14 protein-coding genes and 1 pseudogene are annotated in these 16,168 nt (G+C 70.2%); 2 read left to right on the top strand and 13 right to left on the bottom strand.

The window, feature by feature from the left end; all coding sequences use genetic code 11:
* Window positions 1-4: 4 nt before the first annotated feature.
* The 9 genes from ACZ7L9_RS21920 to ACZ7L9_RS21880 all read right to left on the bottom strand — a co-directional run bounded on the left by ACZ7L9_RS21920 (window position 5) and on the right by ACZ7L9_RS21880 (window position 9,648).
* A complete protein-coding gene (locus ACZ7L9_RS21920) occupies window positions 5-1,045 on the bottom strand; it encodes an SGNH/GDSL hydrolase family protein (RefSeq protein ID WP_471417201.1) in 1,041 nt (346 codons plus the stop codon).
* Window positions 1,046-1,152: 107 nt separating this feature from the next.
* Entirely contained in the window at window positions 1,153-1,299 is a 147-nt protein-coding gene (locus ACZ7L9_RS21915; RefSeq protein ID WP_471417199.1) for a hypothetical protein, read from the bottom strand.
* On the bottom strand, window positions 1,296-1,898 hold the full coding sequence (locus ACZ7L9_RS21910) for a DUF624 domain-containing protein (RefSeq protein ID WP_471417197.1): 603 nt from the start codon (window positions 1,896-1,898) through the stop codon (window positions 1,296-1,298). Before ACZ7L9_RS21910 ends, ACZ7L9_RS21915 begins: the two co-directional genes overlap by 4 nt.
* Before the next feature lie 2 nt (window positions 1,899-1,900).
* Window positions 1,901-3,898 carry a hypothetical protein gene (locus tag ACZ7L9_RS21905; protein WP_471417195.1) on the bottom strand — a complete coding sequence of 666 codons (1,998 nt, stop codon included), beginning with the start codon at window positions 3,896-3,898 and terminating at the stop codon, window positions 1,901-1,903.
* 3 nt (window positions 3,899-3,901) lie between these two features.
* The gene (locus ACZ7L9_RS21900; protein WP_471417193.1) at window positions 3,902-5,692 is read right to left on the bottom strand and encodes a heparinase II/III domain-containing protein; all 1,791 of its coding nucleotides are present in this window, start codon (window positions 5,690-5,692) and stop codon (window positions 3,902-3,904) included.
* Window positions 5,680-6,444 (bottom strand): SDR family NAD(P)-dependent oxidoreductase, encoded by a 765-nt coding sequence (locus ACZ7L9_RS21895; protein ID WP_471417191.1) that lies wholly within the window; start codon window positions 6,442-6,444, stop codon window positions 5,680-5,682. The genes ACZ7L9_RS21900 and ACZ7L9_RS21895 overlap by 13 nt, the downstream gene beginning before the upstream one ends.
* A 44-nt stretch (window positions 6,445-6,488) precedes the next feature.
* A complete protein-coding gene (locus ACZ7L9_RS21890; protein WP_471417189.1) occupies window positions 6,489-7,412 on the bottom strand; it encodes a carbohydrate ABC transporter permease in 924 nt (307 codons plus the stop codon).
* Window positions 7,399-8,367, bottom strand: coding sequence for a carbohydrate ABC transporter permease (locus tag ACZ7L9_RS21885; protein ID WP_471417187.1), 969 nt, complete (start codon window positions 8,365-8,367; stop codon window positions 7,399-7,401). The genes ACZ7L9_RS21890 and ACZ7L9_RS21885 overlap by 14 nt, the downstream gene beginning before the upstream one ends.
* A gap of 12 nt (window positions 8,368-8,379) precedes the next feature.
* On the bottom strand, window positions 8,380-9,648 hold the full coding sequence (locus ACZ7L9_RS21880; RefSeq protein WP_471417185.1) for an ABC transporter substrate-binding protein: 1,269 nt from the start codon (window positions 9,646-9,648) through the stop codon (window positions 8,380-8,382).
* Between the two features lie 226 nt (window positions 9,649-9,874).
* Between ACZ7L9_RS21880 and ACZ7L9_RS21875 the strand changes: the two genes are divergently transcribed.
* Entirely contained in the window at window positions 9,875-10,984 is a 1,110-nt protein-coding gene (locus ACZ7L9_RS21875) for a LacI family DNA-binding transcriptional regulator (RefSeq protein WP_471417183.1), read from the top strand.
* Between the two features lie 165 nt (window positions 10,985-11,149).
* On the opposite strand, the pseudogene ACZ7L9_RS21870 reads toward ACZ7L9_RS21875, so the two are convergent.
* Together ACZ7L9_RS21870 and ACZ7L9_RS21865 are read right to left on the bottom strand one after the other, a co-directional pair.
* Window positions 11,150-11,329 (bottom strand): annotated as a pseudogene (locus ACZ7L9_RS21870) (isochorismatase family protein); the annotation flags it as partial.
* A gap of 54 nt (window positions 11,330-11,383) precedes the next feature.
* Window positions 11,384-12,034: a TetR/AcrR family transcriptional regulator gene (locus ACZ7L9_RS21865; protein ID WP_471417181.1), complete on the bottom strand. Its 651-nt coding sequence runs from the start codon at window positions 12,032-12,034 to the stop codon at window positions 11,384-11,386.
* Window positions 12,035-12,160: 126 nt separating this feature from the next.
* Here ACZ7L9_RS21865 and ACZ7L9_RS21860 point away from each other — a divergent pair, with 126 nt between their 5' ends.
* Window positions 12,161-13,591 carry an amidase gene (locus ACZ7L9_RS21860; RefSeq protein WP_471417179.1) on the top strand — a complete coding sequence of 477 codons (1,431 nt, stop codon included), beginning with the start codon at window positions 12,161-12,163 and terminating at the stop codon, window positions 13,589-13,591.
* A gap of 166 nt (window positions 13,592-13,757) precedes the next feature.
* Here the strand turns inward: ACZ7L9_RS21860 and ACZ7L9_RS21855 are convergent, their stop codons facing one another.
* Together ACZ7L9_RS21855 and ACZ7L9_RS21850 are read right to left on the bottom strand one after the other, a co-directional pair.
* A complete protein-coding gene (locus ACZ7L9_RS21855; RefSeq protein ID WP_471417177.1) occupies window positions 13,758-14,978 on the bottom strand; it encodes an MFS transporter in 1,221 nt (406 codons plus the stop codon).
* Window positions 14,979-15,074: 96 nt separating this feature from the next.
* On the bottom strand, window positions 15,075-15,953 hold the full coding sequence (locus ACZ7L9_RS21850) for a phosphotransferase (RefSeq protein ID WP_471417175.1): 879 nt from the start codon (window positions 15,951-15,953) through the stop codon (window positions 15,075-15,077).
* Between the last annotated feature and the right edge of the window lie 215 nt (window positions 15,954-16,168).

Below are 16,168 nucleotides of genomic sequence, written 5' to 3'. Positions count from 1 at the left end.
GCCCTCACAGGAGGTGTCGGCGGTCGACGGCCGCTGCCAGCGCGGCATGACCGGAAGGGTTGGGGTGGAGTCCGTCGCCGCTGTCGTACGCGGGCAGCAGCAGTGAGGGACGGTCCGGGGCGCGCAGTGCCGCGTCGAAGTCGGCGACGGCGTCGAAGACCCGGCCGGTGCGCACCGCCGCGTTGATCCGTTGCCGTACCGCTTCGAGCTCGGGCGTCCAGCGGGTCCAGCCGCCGAACGGGGCGATGGTCGCGCCGACCGCCCGCAGCCCGGCGTTGCGGGCGCGCAGCACCAGCTGCCGGTACCCGGCCAGGACGCGCGCGGGATCGGTCTGGCTCGGCGGCTGTTGGAGGTCGTTGACGCCGAGATGAACGAGTACGGTGCGCAGTCCGGGCAGCGACAGCGCATCGCGGTCGAAGCGTGCCTGTCCGCCCGGCCCGAACCGGGCGTCGTCCAGCAGCAGCCGGTTGCCGCTGATGCCGAGATTGGCGACGGCCGATCCGGGAAGCCGTCGGGCCAGCTGGTCGGGCCAGCGCAGATCGGCGTCGTCGGGGGTGCCGACCCCCTCCGTGATGGAGTCGCCCAGCACCGCGACCACCGGCCCGTGCGCGCCCGTCACCTCGACGCCGGTCAGCAGGAACACCGAGGTGGTGCGCTCGCCGTCGACGGAGTGCGAGGCATGGGTGTTGCGGTGGAAGGACAGCGGCCCGGTGGGGCCGGGGAGCCGGGTCTCCACCGTCAGCCGCGCCGCCTCGGCGGCACGCAGCCCGGCGACCGGGTCACTGGTCAGCGAGGCGCCCGCGGCGATCCACGCCTGCCGCTGCCCGCCGAATGTCACCGGCAGGCCGCCCGTCGTCACCGGGCCGATGAGGACCGGGATCGTGCCGAAGGCATGCCCGAAGCGCAGCCGGACGGCTCCGCCCGCGGAGAGGCGCACGTTCGCGGTGCAGGTGCCGTCGGTCAGGCCGGCGCTCGCCACCGTGTCCGTGGCCGTCGGCGCGGTCTGCACGGTCGCCCACGACGTCGTCCAGCGCGAAGGTCCCACGCCGCCGCCCGACGGCCCGGTCGCGTGTGCCTGCGGCGCCGTGGCCGCGACCGCTGCCAGGCCGGCCGCTGCCGTCAGTACTCCGCGTCTCGCGGGTCCCCGCCCGGTCACTCGGGGCACGCACCCGTCGGGTCGTACTCGCTGCCGGTCGGCGACACGTAGTACGCGATTGCGGCCTCGGACGGTGGTGGGAAGGCGAGCGGGGCGCCCGTGGCGAGAGCGGCGACGAGAGTGGTGCGCAGTACACGGCTCATGGGGTGTGCCTCCTGGGGTCTGCGAAGGACAGAGCGAGCAGTACGGGGATGCTGGGGCCGAGGAGCAGGGGACCCAGCGGTACGACGAGCGAGAGCAGCGCTGCGGAGATCACCGCGCCGAGCAGTGCGGTGCCGCGGGCCGCCGACCCGAAGCCGAGGGCCAGCGCACCGCTCGACCAGGTGCGGACCGTCCCGTGCGGGGAACGGCCCGCCTCGGCCGCGAGCGCCACATGATGGATGACGAGCGCGGCCGCGATGCCCACCTGCGCGGCGAGCAGTACGAACGTCCACGGTTCCGGACGGCCCAGCAGATGGACGACGTTGGCGGCCAGGACGATCCCCGCAGTGGTGGACACCAGGGAGTGGCGCCACAGCGCCCGCCAGTACCGCGGGAAGGCGGAGAACGTGTTGGAGAAGCAGCCGCTGTCACCCTCCGCCCGCCACCGCTGCAGGGCGTGCCCCATCGCGGCGAGCGCGGGAAGCCAGGTCACGACACCGAGCGACAGCACGGTGAAGGCGGCCCCGGCGGCCGCCGGGTAGGCCACGAACTCCAGCCGCCGCAGCAGCGTCGGCCAGCCGGACGAGAGGGTTGCCTGCATGATCAGCCGACCTTTCCTGTGTACGGCTCCGGGACATCGAGCAGCACGCGGCCGTCCAGCTCCAGCCGGGTCGCCGCCACCACATACGGGGCCGAGTCGTCGCCGCCGAGCAGCACCGCCGCCGCGTCGGCCGAGACGGCGGTGGTGCGGATGCGACGGGCGACGGGGGAGAGGAGCACGGTCTCCTCGCCGAAGGTGACCCCCTCGCCCTGCGCGCACGCGACCCGCTCCACTGCGGTCGGTTCGGTGCCCGGTTCCGCGTCCGGGACGATCGCCGTGACGAAGAGGCCGTGCGCCGACCGCGCGGTCGTCGCACGCAGCGTGTGCAGCGTGCGGGTGAGCCGCAACTCCGGCGTGCTGGACGTCGGATTGGCCTCGACCTCGGTGGCCTCGGAGACGACCGTGGCGTCGGACGGCGCGAACTGCCGCACCAGTGCCGAGGCCGCCCCCGATCGGATCAGCCGGCCGCCGTCCGGCCGAGGCTCGGTCGGACGGTCGGTCTGGAGCAGGAACGTCCATTCCCGCTCCGCGTCCGCCTCCGCCAGGTCCAGCAGTACGAGCCGCCCCGACGGGGTGAACACCAGCGTCCGGTCCAGCCGCCGCACCCCGAGCGCCGGGTCGTACATCGCGGCGATCTCCGCCGTGGCATGCGCCCAGCCACAGTCGGGGGAGACCAGCACGTCACGCTGCCGGGCCTGCCGCTCGTACGGGATGTCCTTGTAGACGTGGTACCGGTCCTCGTCCGCGTACCCCTGCCCATCAACCAGCAGCAGGTTGTGGTGTGCGGCCCGCTTGCGGTTGCTGTAGCCCTCGTCGACCGCGAGGAACGCCCCCTGCGAGACCAGCACGAACGAGCCCGAATCGGGGTGGTGGTGTCCCTGTTCGAGAGTCTCCCAGCCCCGCTCGGTCCGGTGCTTCGCCGATGTCTCCCACGCCTTGTGGCCTCCGCCTGGGCTCGCCTTGAACGAGACGAGTGTCGCGTCGTCGTCCCATCCGGTACGGGCCGCCAGCAGACCCAGATCCGGGAAGAACGCCCTCGTCGCGGTGGGGCGCGCACCGGCCTCGGACGGGTCGTACCAGAGGTATTCGAGATACGCCTCCGGCAGGATCCCCGGCCGTACTGCGCTCTCCGCCGCCTCCTGCCACAGCAGTTCACCCGAGGCGAGATCGCCCAACCACTGTGCCTCCGGGATGCCGTACTGGGCCGCGAGACGGTAGTACAGCCCCGCGCTGTGCCCGCTGCGCCGGTCGTGGCAGTCGCCGTGGTCGACGTTGAACGCGAAGCCGGGGGCCATCTGGTGCAGCCGGTAGTCGAAGGTACGGGAGAGGAAACCGCCCCGCCCCCACCAGTCGATGCCCTCCGCCTCCTGGAGGAGATCCAGGTGGATGGCGAGGAAGGGCACACCGTAGCGCCAGTACACGACACCCTCGGCGTGCGAACCGTCCTCCGGCATCAGATCGAGGACCGTGCCGAGATTGTCCTTGGCGCGTTCGGTCCACTCCTCCTTGCCCAGCGCATAACCGGCCGTCGCCAGACCCGCGTAACAGATCCAGTTGTGGTTCTGCCAGTACGACGACGACCACCAGCCGCCCTCGCTCGCCACCGCGTACTCGTACATCCGCCGCCCCTGGAGCAGCAGTTTGTACCGCAGCAGCGCCCGCACCCCGTCCGGCAGATCGTCGCCGATCCACCGGTACGCGAGCGACAGATGGTGCAGCAGCCAGCCGGCGTCCAGATCACGGTCCGGCATATGGGCCTTGCCCCAGTGCGGCAGCCGCACCGCGGCCTCGATCCAGCGGCGGCTCTCCGCCAGATGGGCCGGGTCGCCGCCGACCCGGTAGGCCAGCGCCGGGTTGGAGGCGGCCGGGCCCAGCCACGTGATGCTGGCCAGAGGGTGCGTACGGGGAGGGGGCAGCCCGCGGTGGCGGGCGGCCTCCTCGTACAGCCGCACCTGCTGCGCGGGGCGCGGGCCGGGCGGCGGGGTCGCCGAGAGCAACAAGGGTCAGTCCTCCGTCCGGAACCGTGCGGTGCCGCCGTCGGTCAGCGAGACCGTCAGCACCCCCTCACCGTCCAGCCGTACGTCGGTCACGGCCGGCCCGGCCGACGCGGCCTGGTACACCGAGGCGAAGACGATCCGGTCCGACTGCGCGGTGAAGTCGACCCGGGTACGCACGCGCTGCGGATCGTCGGCCGGACCCGGGCCCGGCCGGGAGACCGGACGCACGGTCGCGCCGGGGGTGTGGGCGTGCCAGCCGTGCAGGGTCTCGTCGCCGTACCAGGTGGTGCGGATCTCGCCCCGGGCCTGGAGCTGGATGTCCAGCGCGACACCGGGGCGCAACTGCGCGGTGAGGCGCCGCTCGTCCTCGGCCCGCACTGTCAGCAGATCGACCAGATAGCTGTCACCGAGCACCACCCGCCGCACCGCACGCACTCCCTCGTACGCCGTCGTCACCTCGGCGGTCACGGACGAACCGTCCGAGCCGAGCAGCCGCCCGGTGCACTCGGCCTGTTCGGCACCGTTCACGCTGAACGCCGGATGGGCCTCGGTCGATGCGTACAGTTCACGGAACCCGGCGTGCCCGTAGGGCACTTGACCGGGATCGGGCTGCCACGGGGTGGTGTCGCCGTACAGATACAGCGACAACTTGTCGCGATGGCCGTGCGAGCCGCCGTGCGGACCGAAGTCCAGCAGCGCATGGACGCCCGCGTGGTGCAGCACCGCGTATCCGGCCGTCGGGAACACCGTGACGGGATCGGAAGCCGGCCGCCGAGGCAGTGGTGGTCCCGCGAACCAGCCGCCCAGCTCGCGGTCGAGCCCGTCGTCCTGAGCGCCGAGTTCGGCACGGGCTCGCGCGACCACCGCGTCGAGTGCGTGGAAGGGGGTCAACTGCTTTGCCAGAGCGGCGAGTTCGAGCCATTCCAGGGCGAGCGGACCGCGCAGATACGGGCCGTCGTGCAGCGCCGGCAGGATGCCGCCCGGCGTGGCGATCGCCGCCAACACATCCGTCATCCCGGCCAGCACACCCACCACATCGGGGGGAAGGGCCGCGGGGTAGGTGCCCCGCAGCGCCAGCAGCGCGGCCCGCAGCACGAACCCGTGGTAGTAGGTGCTGCCCTCCCACTCCCAGCCGTCATCGGCGACCGCGACCCGCAGATGTGCGTACAGCCCGTGCTCGCCCTCCAGCCACTGTCCGGCGCCGTCCCACGCCTTGCCGCGAGCCGCCGCGGCACCCCGACTCGTCGCCACGCCGGCCGCGTTGAGCCACGCGGTGTAGTTGGAGGCGAGGTGGCCCTGACCGGTGAGCACGTCCCGGGCGTCGAGAGCGGCCTGCTCCAGAGCGTCCAGCAGCGGCAGCACCGGGGCCAGGTCCTCGGTGGAGTGCTCGGCGAGCGTGATCACGGCGTGCCCTACGTTCACTGCCCAGATGGCATCGGTCAACGCCTGGTGGAAGAGCCGGCCGCGCAGCATCCAGGTCTGGGCCTCGCCGTGCCGCTCGGTGGCCAGCTCCGCGTACAGCCCCGCGTACTCCACGAGCCGTGACACGGACTCCGCGCGCTCCTTGCGGTGGGCGAGCACCCGCAGATGCCGCGCCCACGCCTGGTGCGACAGCACCAGCCAGGCGCCGCGCACCGCCTCGTCGTCCACCCGGCAGCCGTACGCACACCGCGCACCGCCCGCCGGGAAGACCCCGGCGAGCAGATCGCCGTGGTCGAGCTCCACACCGTGCGCCGGGCAGACGTACGCGTGCCACCAGCCGCCCCGCTCCCGGGCGATCCCCCTCAACGCGGCCACACGCCACCGTCGATGTCCACCGTGGTCGCGGTGAGGAAGCCGGACGACGGCGACGCCAGGTGGACTACCGCGGCGGCGACGTCCTGCGGGGTGCCGGCCCGGCCGACCGGGATGCCCGCCTCCATCGCCTGCTGTGTCTCGGGAGCCGTGAACGTGTCGTGGAACGCGGTGCCCTTGATGAAGCCCGGCGCCACGGTATTGACCGTGATGCCGGTGCTGCCGAGCTCCTTGGCCAGGCCCTTGGTGAAACCGCGGACACCTGCCTTGGCCGCCGCGTACGCGACCGAACCGGGGCCGCCGCCGTTGTGCGCGGCCAGCGAGGACATGGTGATGATGCGCCCGGCAGACGACTTCGTCAGATGTGGCAGCGCGGCCCGCACGGTACGGAACGTCGATGTCAGATTGGTGGAGACAACCTGCTCGAAGTGGTCGTCGGACATCTCCGCGATCGTGGCCCGGCCGATCAGATGGCCCGCGTTGCAGACGAGGACGTCCAGCCCGCCGAGGAAGCCGGCCGCCTCCTCGACGAGCCGGTTCACCTCGTCGGTCACGGTGACATCGGCCTTGAACGCCTTCGCCCCGCGGCCGAGCGCCTCGATTGCGGAGACCGTCCTCGCGGCCTCGTCGGCGGAGGAGTGGTAGTGGACGGCGACATCGGCGCCCGCCTCGGCGAGGGCGACCGCGATGGCGCGGCCGATACCGTGGCCGGCCCCCGTCACCAGTGCGCGGGAGCCGTTGAGATCAGCAGACATGGAGAGAAGACCTTTCGGTGACCGGCCGCTCGGACCGGAACCGGTCATTTGAGACCGGCGGTTGCGAAGCCCTGCACGAAGTAGCGCTGGCCGATGAGGAAGAGAACGACCATGGGAAGGGTGGCCAGCGTGGTACCGGCCATCAGGAAGTGCCACTGGGGGCCGTTCTCCGTCTTGAAGACGGAGAGCCCGACCTGGATCACCCGCAGGCTGTCCGTGCGGGTCACCAGCAGGGGCCAGAGGAAGTTGTTCCACGACGACTCGAAGGTCAGCAGCGCCACTGTGGTGAGCGCGGGTTTGACCTGCGGTGTCATGATCCGGGCGTAGATCCGGAACTCGCCCAGACCGTCGAGCCTGGCGGCCTCCTCCAACTCGACCGGAAGGTCCAGATAGAACTGGCGGAAGAGGAAGACGGCGAACGGGGTGACGGCGCCGGGAACGATGAGCGCCCACCAGGAGTCCAGCCAGCCGCTGCCGCCCCGGCCGAAGATGTCGTTCCCGCCGGCCAGCGGCATGAAGCGGACGATCAGGAACTCGGGCAGCACCTTGGTGTACGTCGGGATCATCAGCGCGGCGATGAAGGCGTAGAAGATGACCTCGCTGCCCCGGAACCTGATCCTTGCCAGCGCATACCCGGCCATCGACGCCACCACCACATTGATGACGGTGTGACTGAACGCGATGATGAAGCTGTTGCGTGCGTACGTCGCGAACGGCGCCGCCTTCAGCGCATCGGCATAGTTTCCGAACTCCCAGTGCTCCGGCAGCAGTCCGGCGTCCTGCGAGGCGATCTCGACCGGCGTCTTGAGCGAGGTGAGCACCATCCAGACGAACGGCACCACCATCAGCAGCGACACGACGGACAGGGTCAGATAGAGCGCGATCCGGTTGACGGCGAGCGGCCTGCCCTTCGTCCGGGGCCGGGCCTTCTCCGTAACTCCCGGCCTGTGCAGCTCAGTTGTGGCCACGGGTGCCTCCCATGATCCGCCGATTGACCAGGGTGAAGCCCATCAGCAGTACGAACAGCACCAGTGACTGCGCGCAGGCGTAGCCGACGCGGAACTCCCGGAAGGCGGACTTGTAGATCTCATACGTCATCATCGTGGTGCTGTTGGCCGGGCCGCCGTCGGTCAGGATGTAGATCTGGTCGAACGACTGGAACGCGTTGATCATCGACGTGATGAGCACGAAGAACGTCGCGGGCTTCAGCAGCGGCAGCGTGATCGAGAAGAACTGCCGCACCTTGGACGCGCCGTCCACGGAAGCCGCCTCGTACAGCTCTTTCGGCAGGGACTGCAGCGCGGCCAGGTAGATGAGCATCTTCATGCCGATGCCCTGCCAGATGCCGACCAGGATCACCGAAGGCATCGCCCACGATGTCGACGACAGCCAGGCCGGACCTTGGATCCCGAGGAACGACAGAAGTGTGTTCAGCAGCCCGTTGCCCGGGTTGTAGATCCACAGCCAGACCAGGGCGATCGCGACGGTCGCCGTCACCTGGGGAATGAAGACCGCGGTACGGAATATGCCCCGCGCCTTCAGCCCGGTGTGCAGCGCCAGGGCCACGAGCAGCCCCAGCATCATGCCGAACGGCACGGTGAAGAAGGTGTAGATGACGGTGTTGACGACGGACTTGCGGAACACCCCGTCGCCGAGCATGTCCCGGAAGTTGTCCAGCCCCACGAACTGCGGCGCCGTCAGCACGTCGTACTTCGTGAAGGCCAGAACCACCGACGCGACGACCGGCAGACCGATCCAGAGCGAGGCATGCAGCAGCGCGGGCGCCACCATCAGCATGCCGGCGCGTTGCCTGCGGCGCCCCGGGCCGGCGGGTGTCCGCCCGGTGCGCTTCTTCGTGACCGTGTGCCCGGTCGGGGAAGGCGGCCGCGCGGGCCTCGCCTTCAATACGGATGTCGCTCCCACAGTGACGGGTCCTTACATCCGGCCGATTGCGGCCTCGGCTAGCCGGCCGAGTTCCGCGATGGCGTCCTTCGCCGACTGGCTGCCCACGATCGCGGGCTCCAGCGTGGGCTTGATCTTCTCGCGGATCTCCATCCAGGCTGCGGTGCCGCCCTCGGAACACGCGTCGCCCATGCTCTGCAGGGAGAGATCGACGAACTTGTTCTCCTTCACATAGCTGGAGTCGCTGAGATCCTTCAGCCCGGGAACCGATCCTCGCTGCTTGGCCGCACCGAGGATCGACTCGGGCGTCGCGAGGTACTCGACGAGGGCACGGGCCGCTGCCGGGTGCTTGGAACCGGCGGACTGGGTGACGAGCGTGCCGCCCTGGAGCATCGCGGGCTTGCGGTTGGCGAGGATGAACGCCCCGAGCTTGTCGTCCTTGATCAGGTCCGGCGTCTGTTCGCCGACCTGCCTCCACAGCCCACTGGTGGTCATCATCATCGACGCCTTGCCGGTCTGTACGTTGGTCGGGGCACCGAGCTCCGTCTTCTTGGCGTAGTCGGCGGAGCCGTCCTTGACCAGGTCCTTGAAGAACTGCAGCGCCTCGACCCCTCGGGCGTCGGTGAACAGCACCTTCTTGCCGTCCTCACTGAACAGCTGGCCACCGTTGGCGAAGAGAAAGGTCTCCCAGCACTGGCGCAGATTGATGGAGAACGGGTCGAACCCGATCCGGCCGTCCTTGGTCAGCTGCTTTGCCACGGCGCGCAGTTCGGCCCAGTTCGCCGGGGCCTTCTTGATCCCGGCCTCGGCGAAGTGGTCCTTGCGGTAAACGACGATGCGGGTGTCGAGGACGACGGGCAGTGCGTACAACTTGCCGTCGTACCGGGACGGTTCGAGGACCCGCTTCTCGTAGTCGTGCGCGGTGGCGAACTTCTCGGGCAGCTCCGCGATCGCCTTCTTCGCGGCGAACGGCGGGATCCAGCCCACGCCCATCATCAGCACGTCGGGCAGCAGACCGCCCGCGAGCCCTGTGGTGATCTTCTCGTTGAGCTGATCGTACGTGGTGTAGTCCACGTTCACCTTGACGTCCGGATACTTCTTCCGGAAACCGCCGAGAATCTCCTTCTCCAACAGCGTCTTGCCGTCGGCACCTTCGTAGATCGGGGTGAGCAGTGTGATCTCACCTTCGGCGGGGCCGTCGGCGGAGCCGGCCGCCGAAGTGCCGGTGCCGCACCCGCTGAGGGCGGCGGCAGCGGTGCCGGCACCGATGGCAGTAAGCAGCGACCGTCTTTTGCGTTCCATGGGACACCCCTTTTGAGGTGGAGACTGTGGATCGATCCAGCGACGGCAACCCGGCCATGGCTGGGAAGCACTGGTAAATCGATGCACTGATGCTAGGAACGCCTCGAGAGGGACGTCAACAGCTGATGCACATCAATTTTCAGGCGTGTTAACAGGTGTACCGGTGAACAGAGTTCAGTAAATCGATACACTGATAAGGTCAGACGCGTTCCGAACCGGAGGTGGCATGAGCGGGGTAACGATCCATCAGGTCGCGGAGGCTGCGCGGGTCTCCGCGAGCACGGTCTCCAACGTCCTTAACGGGCGTACGGACCGTATGCAGGCGGCCACGCTGGCGCGCGTGGAGCAGGTGATCGAGCAACTCGGTTACCGGCCCAACCGTGCGGCCCGGATGCTGCGTACGGGCCGCATCAAGGTCATCGGCCTCATCGTGCCGTCCGTCGCCAACCCGTTCTGGGGGGCGCTCGCCCGTGAGCTGGAGGCCATCGCGCTCGCCGAGGGCTATCACGTACTGCTCTGCAACAGCGAGCGCGATCCGGCGCGTGAGCTCAAGTACGGTGAGGAACTGCTCGCGGACGGAGTCAGCGGAGTGGTGCTCTGTTCCTCGCTTCCGTCGCTCGACCATGTGACACCGCTGCTCAGCCGCGGACTGAAGATGGTCGCCTTCGACCGCACCGCACAGGCGGGCGACCCGCCGTCGCTGGCCTCCATCAGCGTCGACAATGCGATGGGTGCCGAGCTCGCCACCCGCCATCTGATCGAACTCGGCCACCGCCGACTGGCGTTCGTCTCCGGATCGGTCAACAGCGTCAACCGCCGTGAGCGGCTGCGCGGCTTCCGCGCCGCCCTGGAGTCGGCCGGTCTCGATCCGGCCGACGCGATCGTCTGGCCGGGCGCCGACACCGCCGAGTTCGGTGACAAGGACGCCGCCGAACTGGGGCGGAACGCCGCCAGGGAACTCCTCGGCGGGCCGCGCCCGCCCACCGCATTCGTCGCCATCAACGACATGTGCGCGATCGGGATCTGCCGGGGTGCCAAGGACGCCGGACGCAGCGCGGGGCAGGACGTCTCCGTGGTCGGCTTCGACGACATCCTCCTCGCCGATCTCTTCGAGCCCCCGCTGACGACGGTCCGCCAGCCGCTGCCGGAGATGGCCGCGGAGACGTTCCAGCAGCTGCGGGCGCGGATCGACTCGGCGCCTGCGGCGGGACGGTCGCTGCTCATCCGGCCGAGACTGGTCGTACGGGAGTCGACGGCCCCGGCCCCGACCGTTCCTGCCGCCACGGTTCCGGGACCGGGCGGAGTCGGGCGGCCGGTGGCGGGCCGGTCGGCGTAGAGCTGCCGGATCGGCCCCGAGCGGGGTCAGGAGTGGGCGGTGGCCGGCGGATTGAGGATCTCGGCGGTGGTGCCGGTCTCGGCGAGGCGGGGGGAGATCTCCTCTGTGGTGGTGGGCGTCGGCGTCCGTGTCGGTCACGGCGTCGGTGGCCGGCGTGACGTGGTGGCCGTGCTCGCGGGCGGTGGACTCCGCGCAGATGCCGGTCGCGACGCCGGTGAGCACGATCTGGGTCCCGCCGCGGCGGCGCAGGTGCAGGTCCAGGTCGGTGCTGTGGAACGCCGACCGGTTCCGCTTGGTGATGGGGCTGGAGGAACAACCGGACGGGACCTGCGCGAGTACCGTCACTCGTCCCTGACCCACCTCGGAAAGGTCGGGGCGGGCCTGTTGGTGGACGGTGAGTCAGAGTGCGTTCGGGCGGTTCGGGGGGTCCAAGGTGGTGTGAGGAGGCCGAACCGGTCGCTCCCAGAGGCCGGCCAGGTGCGCGTGGAGGACGTCGTGTGCCTCCTGCGGGGTGAGGTGGCCGATGAGGACGTGCGCGGTGAGGCCGTCCGCCAGCGCGAGGAGGGTGCGGGCCTCGCGTTGCGGATCGAGGGGCACGGCCCGGTCGGTACCCTCGCCTGCTTCCGAGATGAGGCGGGTGAACGCCTCCTGCAGGGATGCGTAGTTCGCCTTCAGCGTCCTTGCGAGCGCCTTGCTGACAGCCGCTTGCGCGATGAAGGCGAGCCAGACCCTGGCCTCGGCGCGGTGCTCTTGCCGGAGCAGTGAGATCTCGGTGGCCGCGTGTCCCAGGGCGGTGCTCGCCGACTGGGCCGGGCTCCTGACAAGGCGGGCCTGTACGCGCTCGCTGATCCGCTCGCTGATGTGTCCGAGAGTGAACACGAGCATCTCTTCCTTGGTGCGGAAGCATCGCTGAACGGCGCCCATCGACACCTGCGCGCGGGCGGCGACATCGCGAAGGGTAACGCCCTCCAGTCCGCGTTCGTCGGCCAGGCGGCAGACAGCCTCGGCGATGAGGCGGCGTCGGCTCACGTGATCCACCTGCCTGGGCATGCCCGGTCGCCTCCCTCTCTCACAGCGCTCCGCTTCGCAGCGCAGTCTATTCGATGCGTGCGTATCGGTTCCAGCGGTATAGTTCCGATGCAAGCGCATCGGAACGTGGACGAGGAAGGAAGAGCCATGCAGGACGCCCTGTGGAAGATGCCGGCCGCCGCGCAGGCGGAGGCCGTGCGCAGCGCAGAAGTCTCAGCTCTCGAGCTGGTCGACAGTCACCTGGATCGCATCGCCGAGACCAACCCCCAGGTGAACGCGGTCACTCAGCTTCTGGCAGAGCGCGCACGTGAGGCCGCCGTACAGATGGACCGTCGGCGGGCGGCCGGTGAAGCGCTGGGGCCGCTCGCGGGCGTGCCGTTCACGGTGAAGGAGAGCACCGCCATCGAAGGCGTGCCGACCACGTTCGGTACGGAGCGCTTCCGCGATCTGGTGGCGCCGGCCGACGCACCCCCGGTGGCACGGCTGCGCGCAGCCGGGGCCATCCCCATCGGGCACAGCAACATCCCTACCCTGATCCTGGCGGGGATGCACACGCGCAGCGAGCTGTTCGGCGACACGGTCAACCCGTGGGACAGCAGCCGGACCCCGGGCGGCACCAGCGGGGGCGACGCGGTGGCCGTCGCCACGGGCATGGCGGCGCTCGGGCTCGGCAACGACTCCGGTGGGTCGGTGCGCATCCCGGCCCAGTTCTGCGGTGTGGCCGGGCTGAAGCCGTCCACGGGCCGGTTCCCCGCCGACCACCGCATTCTCGGCCCGGACGACCCCGGCCCGGCGTCCCAGATGCTGGTCACCGACGGCCCGCTGGCCCGGTGCGTGGGCGATCTCCGACTTGCTTACGAGGTGCTCGTCGGGACCGATCCGCGAGATCCGCGGGCCGTGCCGGTGCCCGCCTACGGTGAACCGCTCGCCGGGCCGGTGAAGGTTGCGGTCGTGGCGGACCCTGGCGGGCACGGCGTCCACCCCACGGTTCGCGGAGCCATCGCGACCGCGGCCGACGCGCTCCGCGACGCCGGATACGACGTGCGCGAGGTGCAGGACGTACCGCGGATGAACGAGGCCCTCGAGGCGTACGGCCGGATCACTGTGACCGAGTTCGCCCCGACCTGGCCGGTGGTGCGCAAGCTGCTCGGCAAGGGCGGGGACCGCTTTATCGAGATGGCGATGGAGCAGACCCCGCCCGCAAGCGCGGACGAGTTCATGAAGTTGATGGGCACCTGGATGAACGTTCGTCGCTCATGGGCCGAATTCCTCGACGAATACCCGCTGTTGCTCGGCCCGGTCTTCACCGAACCACCTGTCGAGCCGGGGCTGGAGTCGCGTGACAGGTCAGGTCGGGACCGGGTCGGGTCGGGAATGCGCCTGTGCACCGTGACCAGCTTCGTAGGCGTCCCCGGTGTGGCCGTACCGACCGGGATGGCCGACGGGCTCCCCTCCGGAGTGCAGGTCGTAGGGCGCGCTTTCCGGGAGGACCTGTGCCTGGGTGCGGCCCAGGCGATCGAGGACCGGATCGGAGTCCTCGCACCGGTCGACCCGCGCGTGGGAGGCCGGGCCGATTGAGCCCTTGGGCCATGGAGGACGGCACCCTCGGCTCGCCGCGCGCAGCCCCTGGGCAACGGGATTCCGCACTGGCTCGCGCGGCCGGACGACTCCGGGCCGGTCGCGCAACCGGGTGCGCTGCTTGGACCCGTCAGACCCCGTTGCACCGGCAGACCCGCTTGTACGCTCAGACGCGATTGACGCGGTACACGTCCCGTACGCAGAGGTTGAGGACCGTGGTGGCCACGATGGCACCGGCACAGACCAGGAGCACGGTCCGGTCGGCCCAGACATGTGCGGCGAACGCGGTGACAAGGTAGCCGAGCGGGATCGCGACGCGTTCCCCGACACCGTTGAACGAGCTCATGCGCCCCAACTCCTCCTGGGGAACATGCTGTTGGAGTGCGGTGGTCCACGCCACGATGGCGACATCCAGCCCGATGCCCGCGAGCACGGCACTGAGCAGCACCCAGGGCAGGGCCAGGCCCATGCCCAGCGCCATCGGTGGCAGGCAGATAGCGCAGCCGGTGATGATGGCAACGGCCAGCAGGCGGTACGGCTTCCAGCGCAGGCACACCACCGTCCCCGCGAGCAGACCGAACGCGAACGCGCCCTGGACGAGTCCCCAGGAACGCGCCCCCGCGTAGTGCTCCTCGGCGACGACCGGGCCGAGGAGCTGAAAGCCTGCCAGCCAGGCGGCGACCACGACCGTTCCGGCGGCGGTGTACGTCCACAGCCAGGTGCGGGAGCGGAAGCCGGACCACCCCGCCCGCAGGTCGGCCAGCGCACTCCCTGTCGTGAGCGGCGCGCCCAGCCGCAGACCGAGCAGCAGGAGCGCCGCGATCAGGAAGGTGAGCGCATCCCACGACAGGGCCCACGCCGGACCGCCGACCGCGACGATCAGCCCTCCGATGACGGGTCCGAGCACCTTGACGGCGTTGTTCGGCAGCCGGACCAGAGCATTGGCCTGCTGGAGGTGCTCCGCCGCGACGAGCTGTCCCACCACGCCCGTCGCGGCCGGACCGGTGAAGGCCACGGCGATGCCCGAGGCGAAGCCGCACGCGGCGATCGAAACGGTCGTCGCCTGATGCGTGGCCACCAGCAGGGCGAGCACCCCCTGCGCGGCCGCGGACAGGAGGTTGCCCAGAAACAGGATCCGGCTGCGCGACAGGCGGTCCGCGAGGACGCCGCCCGCGATGGTGAGGACGATCGTCGGGACCGAGTTCGTGGCCAGCACGATGCCGAGCGAACCGGCCCCTCCGCCCTGCCCGATCACCGCGTAGGCGAGCGCGAGAGGAGCCATCGCGGACCCGGTCGCCGAGACGAGATTGGCGAGCACGAATCGCCGGAAAGCGGCAACACGCAGCGGTTTCAAGGGGGTTGTCGGCAGTTCGACAGCGGCCTTCATGATCCTCCTGTGGTCGGCACAGCGAGCACCTTAGTGCGTGTCCTCAGGAGCGGTCTCAGCGGAGCGTACAGCCGCCCGGCTCGGTGCCCGGGACCGTCAAAGGCGTTGCTCGGCCAGTTCGAGCCAGTGTTCGACGTCGCCCGGGGCGAAGTGTCTGATGGCCCAGTCGGCCATGCGCAGACTCATATGCGCCCAGGAGGGGCGCAGGACGTCTTCGGGCAGGCCGTCCAGGAGGTCGTCGAGGCGGTTCGTGACGTCCGGTGCCTGCCCGTGCGCGTGCAGCCCGAAGCGCAGGGTGACCAGATCGAAACGGCGGTCTCCCCGGCCGGCGCCGTCCCAGTCGATGACGCCGGTGACCGAGCCGTCGACGGCGAGCAGGTTGCCATGGTGGAAGTCCTGGTGCACGACGTCGTCCCCGGCCAGGTGGTGCGGGTGATCGGCCCCGACGGACCTGATCCGCCGCTCCAGGTCACCGCTGCGCCGGCTGTGCCGACGCAGCGGCTCGTGGAGACAGTAGCCGGGGCCGTCGTCGAGCAGATACAGGTTCATCGACGGGACATCCGTACGTCCGGCCAGCAGTCCCGCCTGCGACTCGTTGAGGGTGAGGGCCTGATCCAGCCCATGGTGGTCCAGATGCTGCATCGGTGTGCCCGGCAGGAGTTCCTGGACCAGCGCCACCGCGTGATCCACCTGGACCGCCAACTCCGTGGACGGGCAGGGATAGCCCTGCGCGCGCAGCACCTCGCACACCGCCAGCGGTCCCGCCCGCAGATCCTCGATGCGGGTGTCCGGCCGCGATTTCAGCACGGAACGGCGGCCGTCGGGCCACTGCACGTACGCGGCACCGACCTCCCCTCCGGGACAGGGACCCTCCACCATCAGCCGGACACCTGCCTCGGCATGCAGGGCCGCTGTCAGCCGGTCGGCATCAAGTCGCTCGGCGCGCGTCCAGGTCTGCGGAGGAGATGTGGTCATCGGAGCATTCTCCGCTGCCGGGCCCCGCCTCCAGGAGGGGGGGTGCCGTGGACGCACTGCCTCCCCGGGGCCGACCGGCTTCCGTGACCGTGCCGGGAGAGGGGGACGGCCCTTCCCCGGCAAGGCCGGTCAACGGTTGGACGGCCCGCCAGGCCCCTGGACGACCCGCCAGGCCCGCCAGGCCCGCCAGGCCCGCTTGGTCCGCCATGGCCTGA

The organism is Streptomyces sp. NPDC111516 (assembly GCF_055635345.1).
This window is presented reverse-complemented; position numbering and strand designations above follow the sequence as displayed.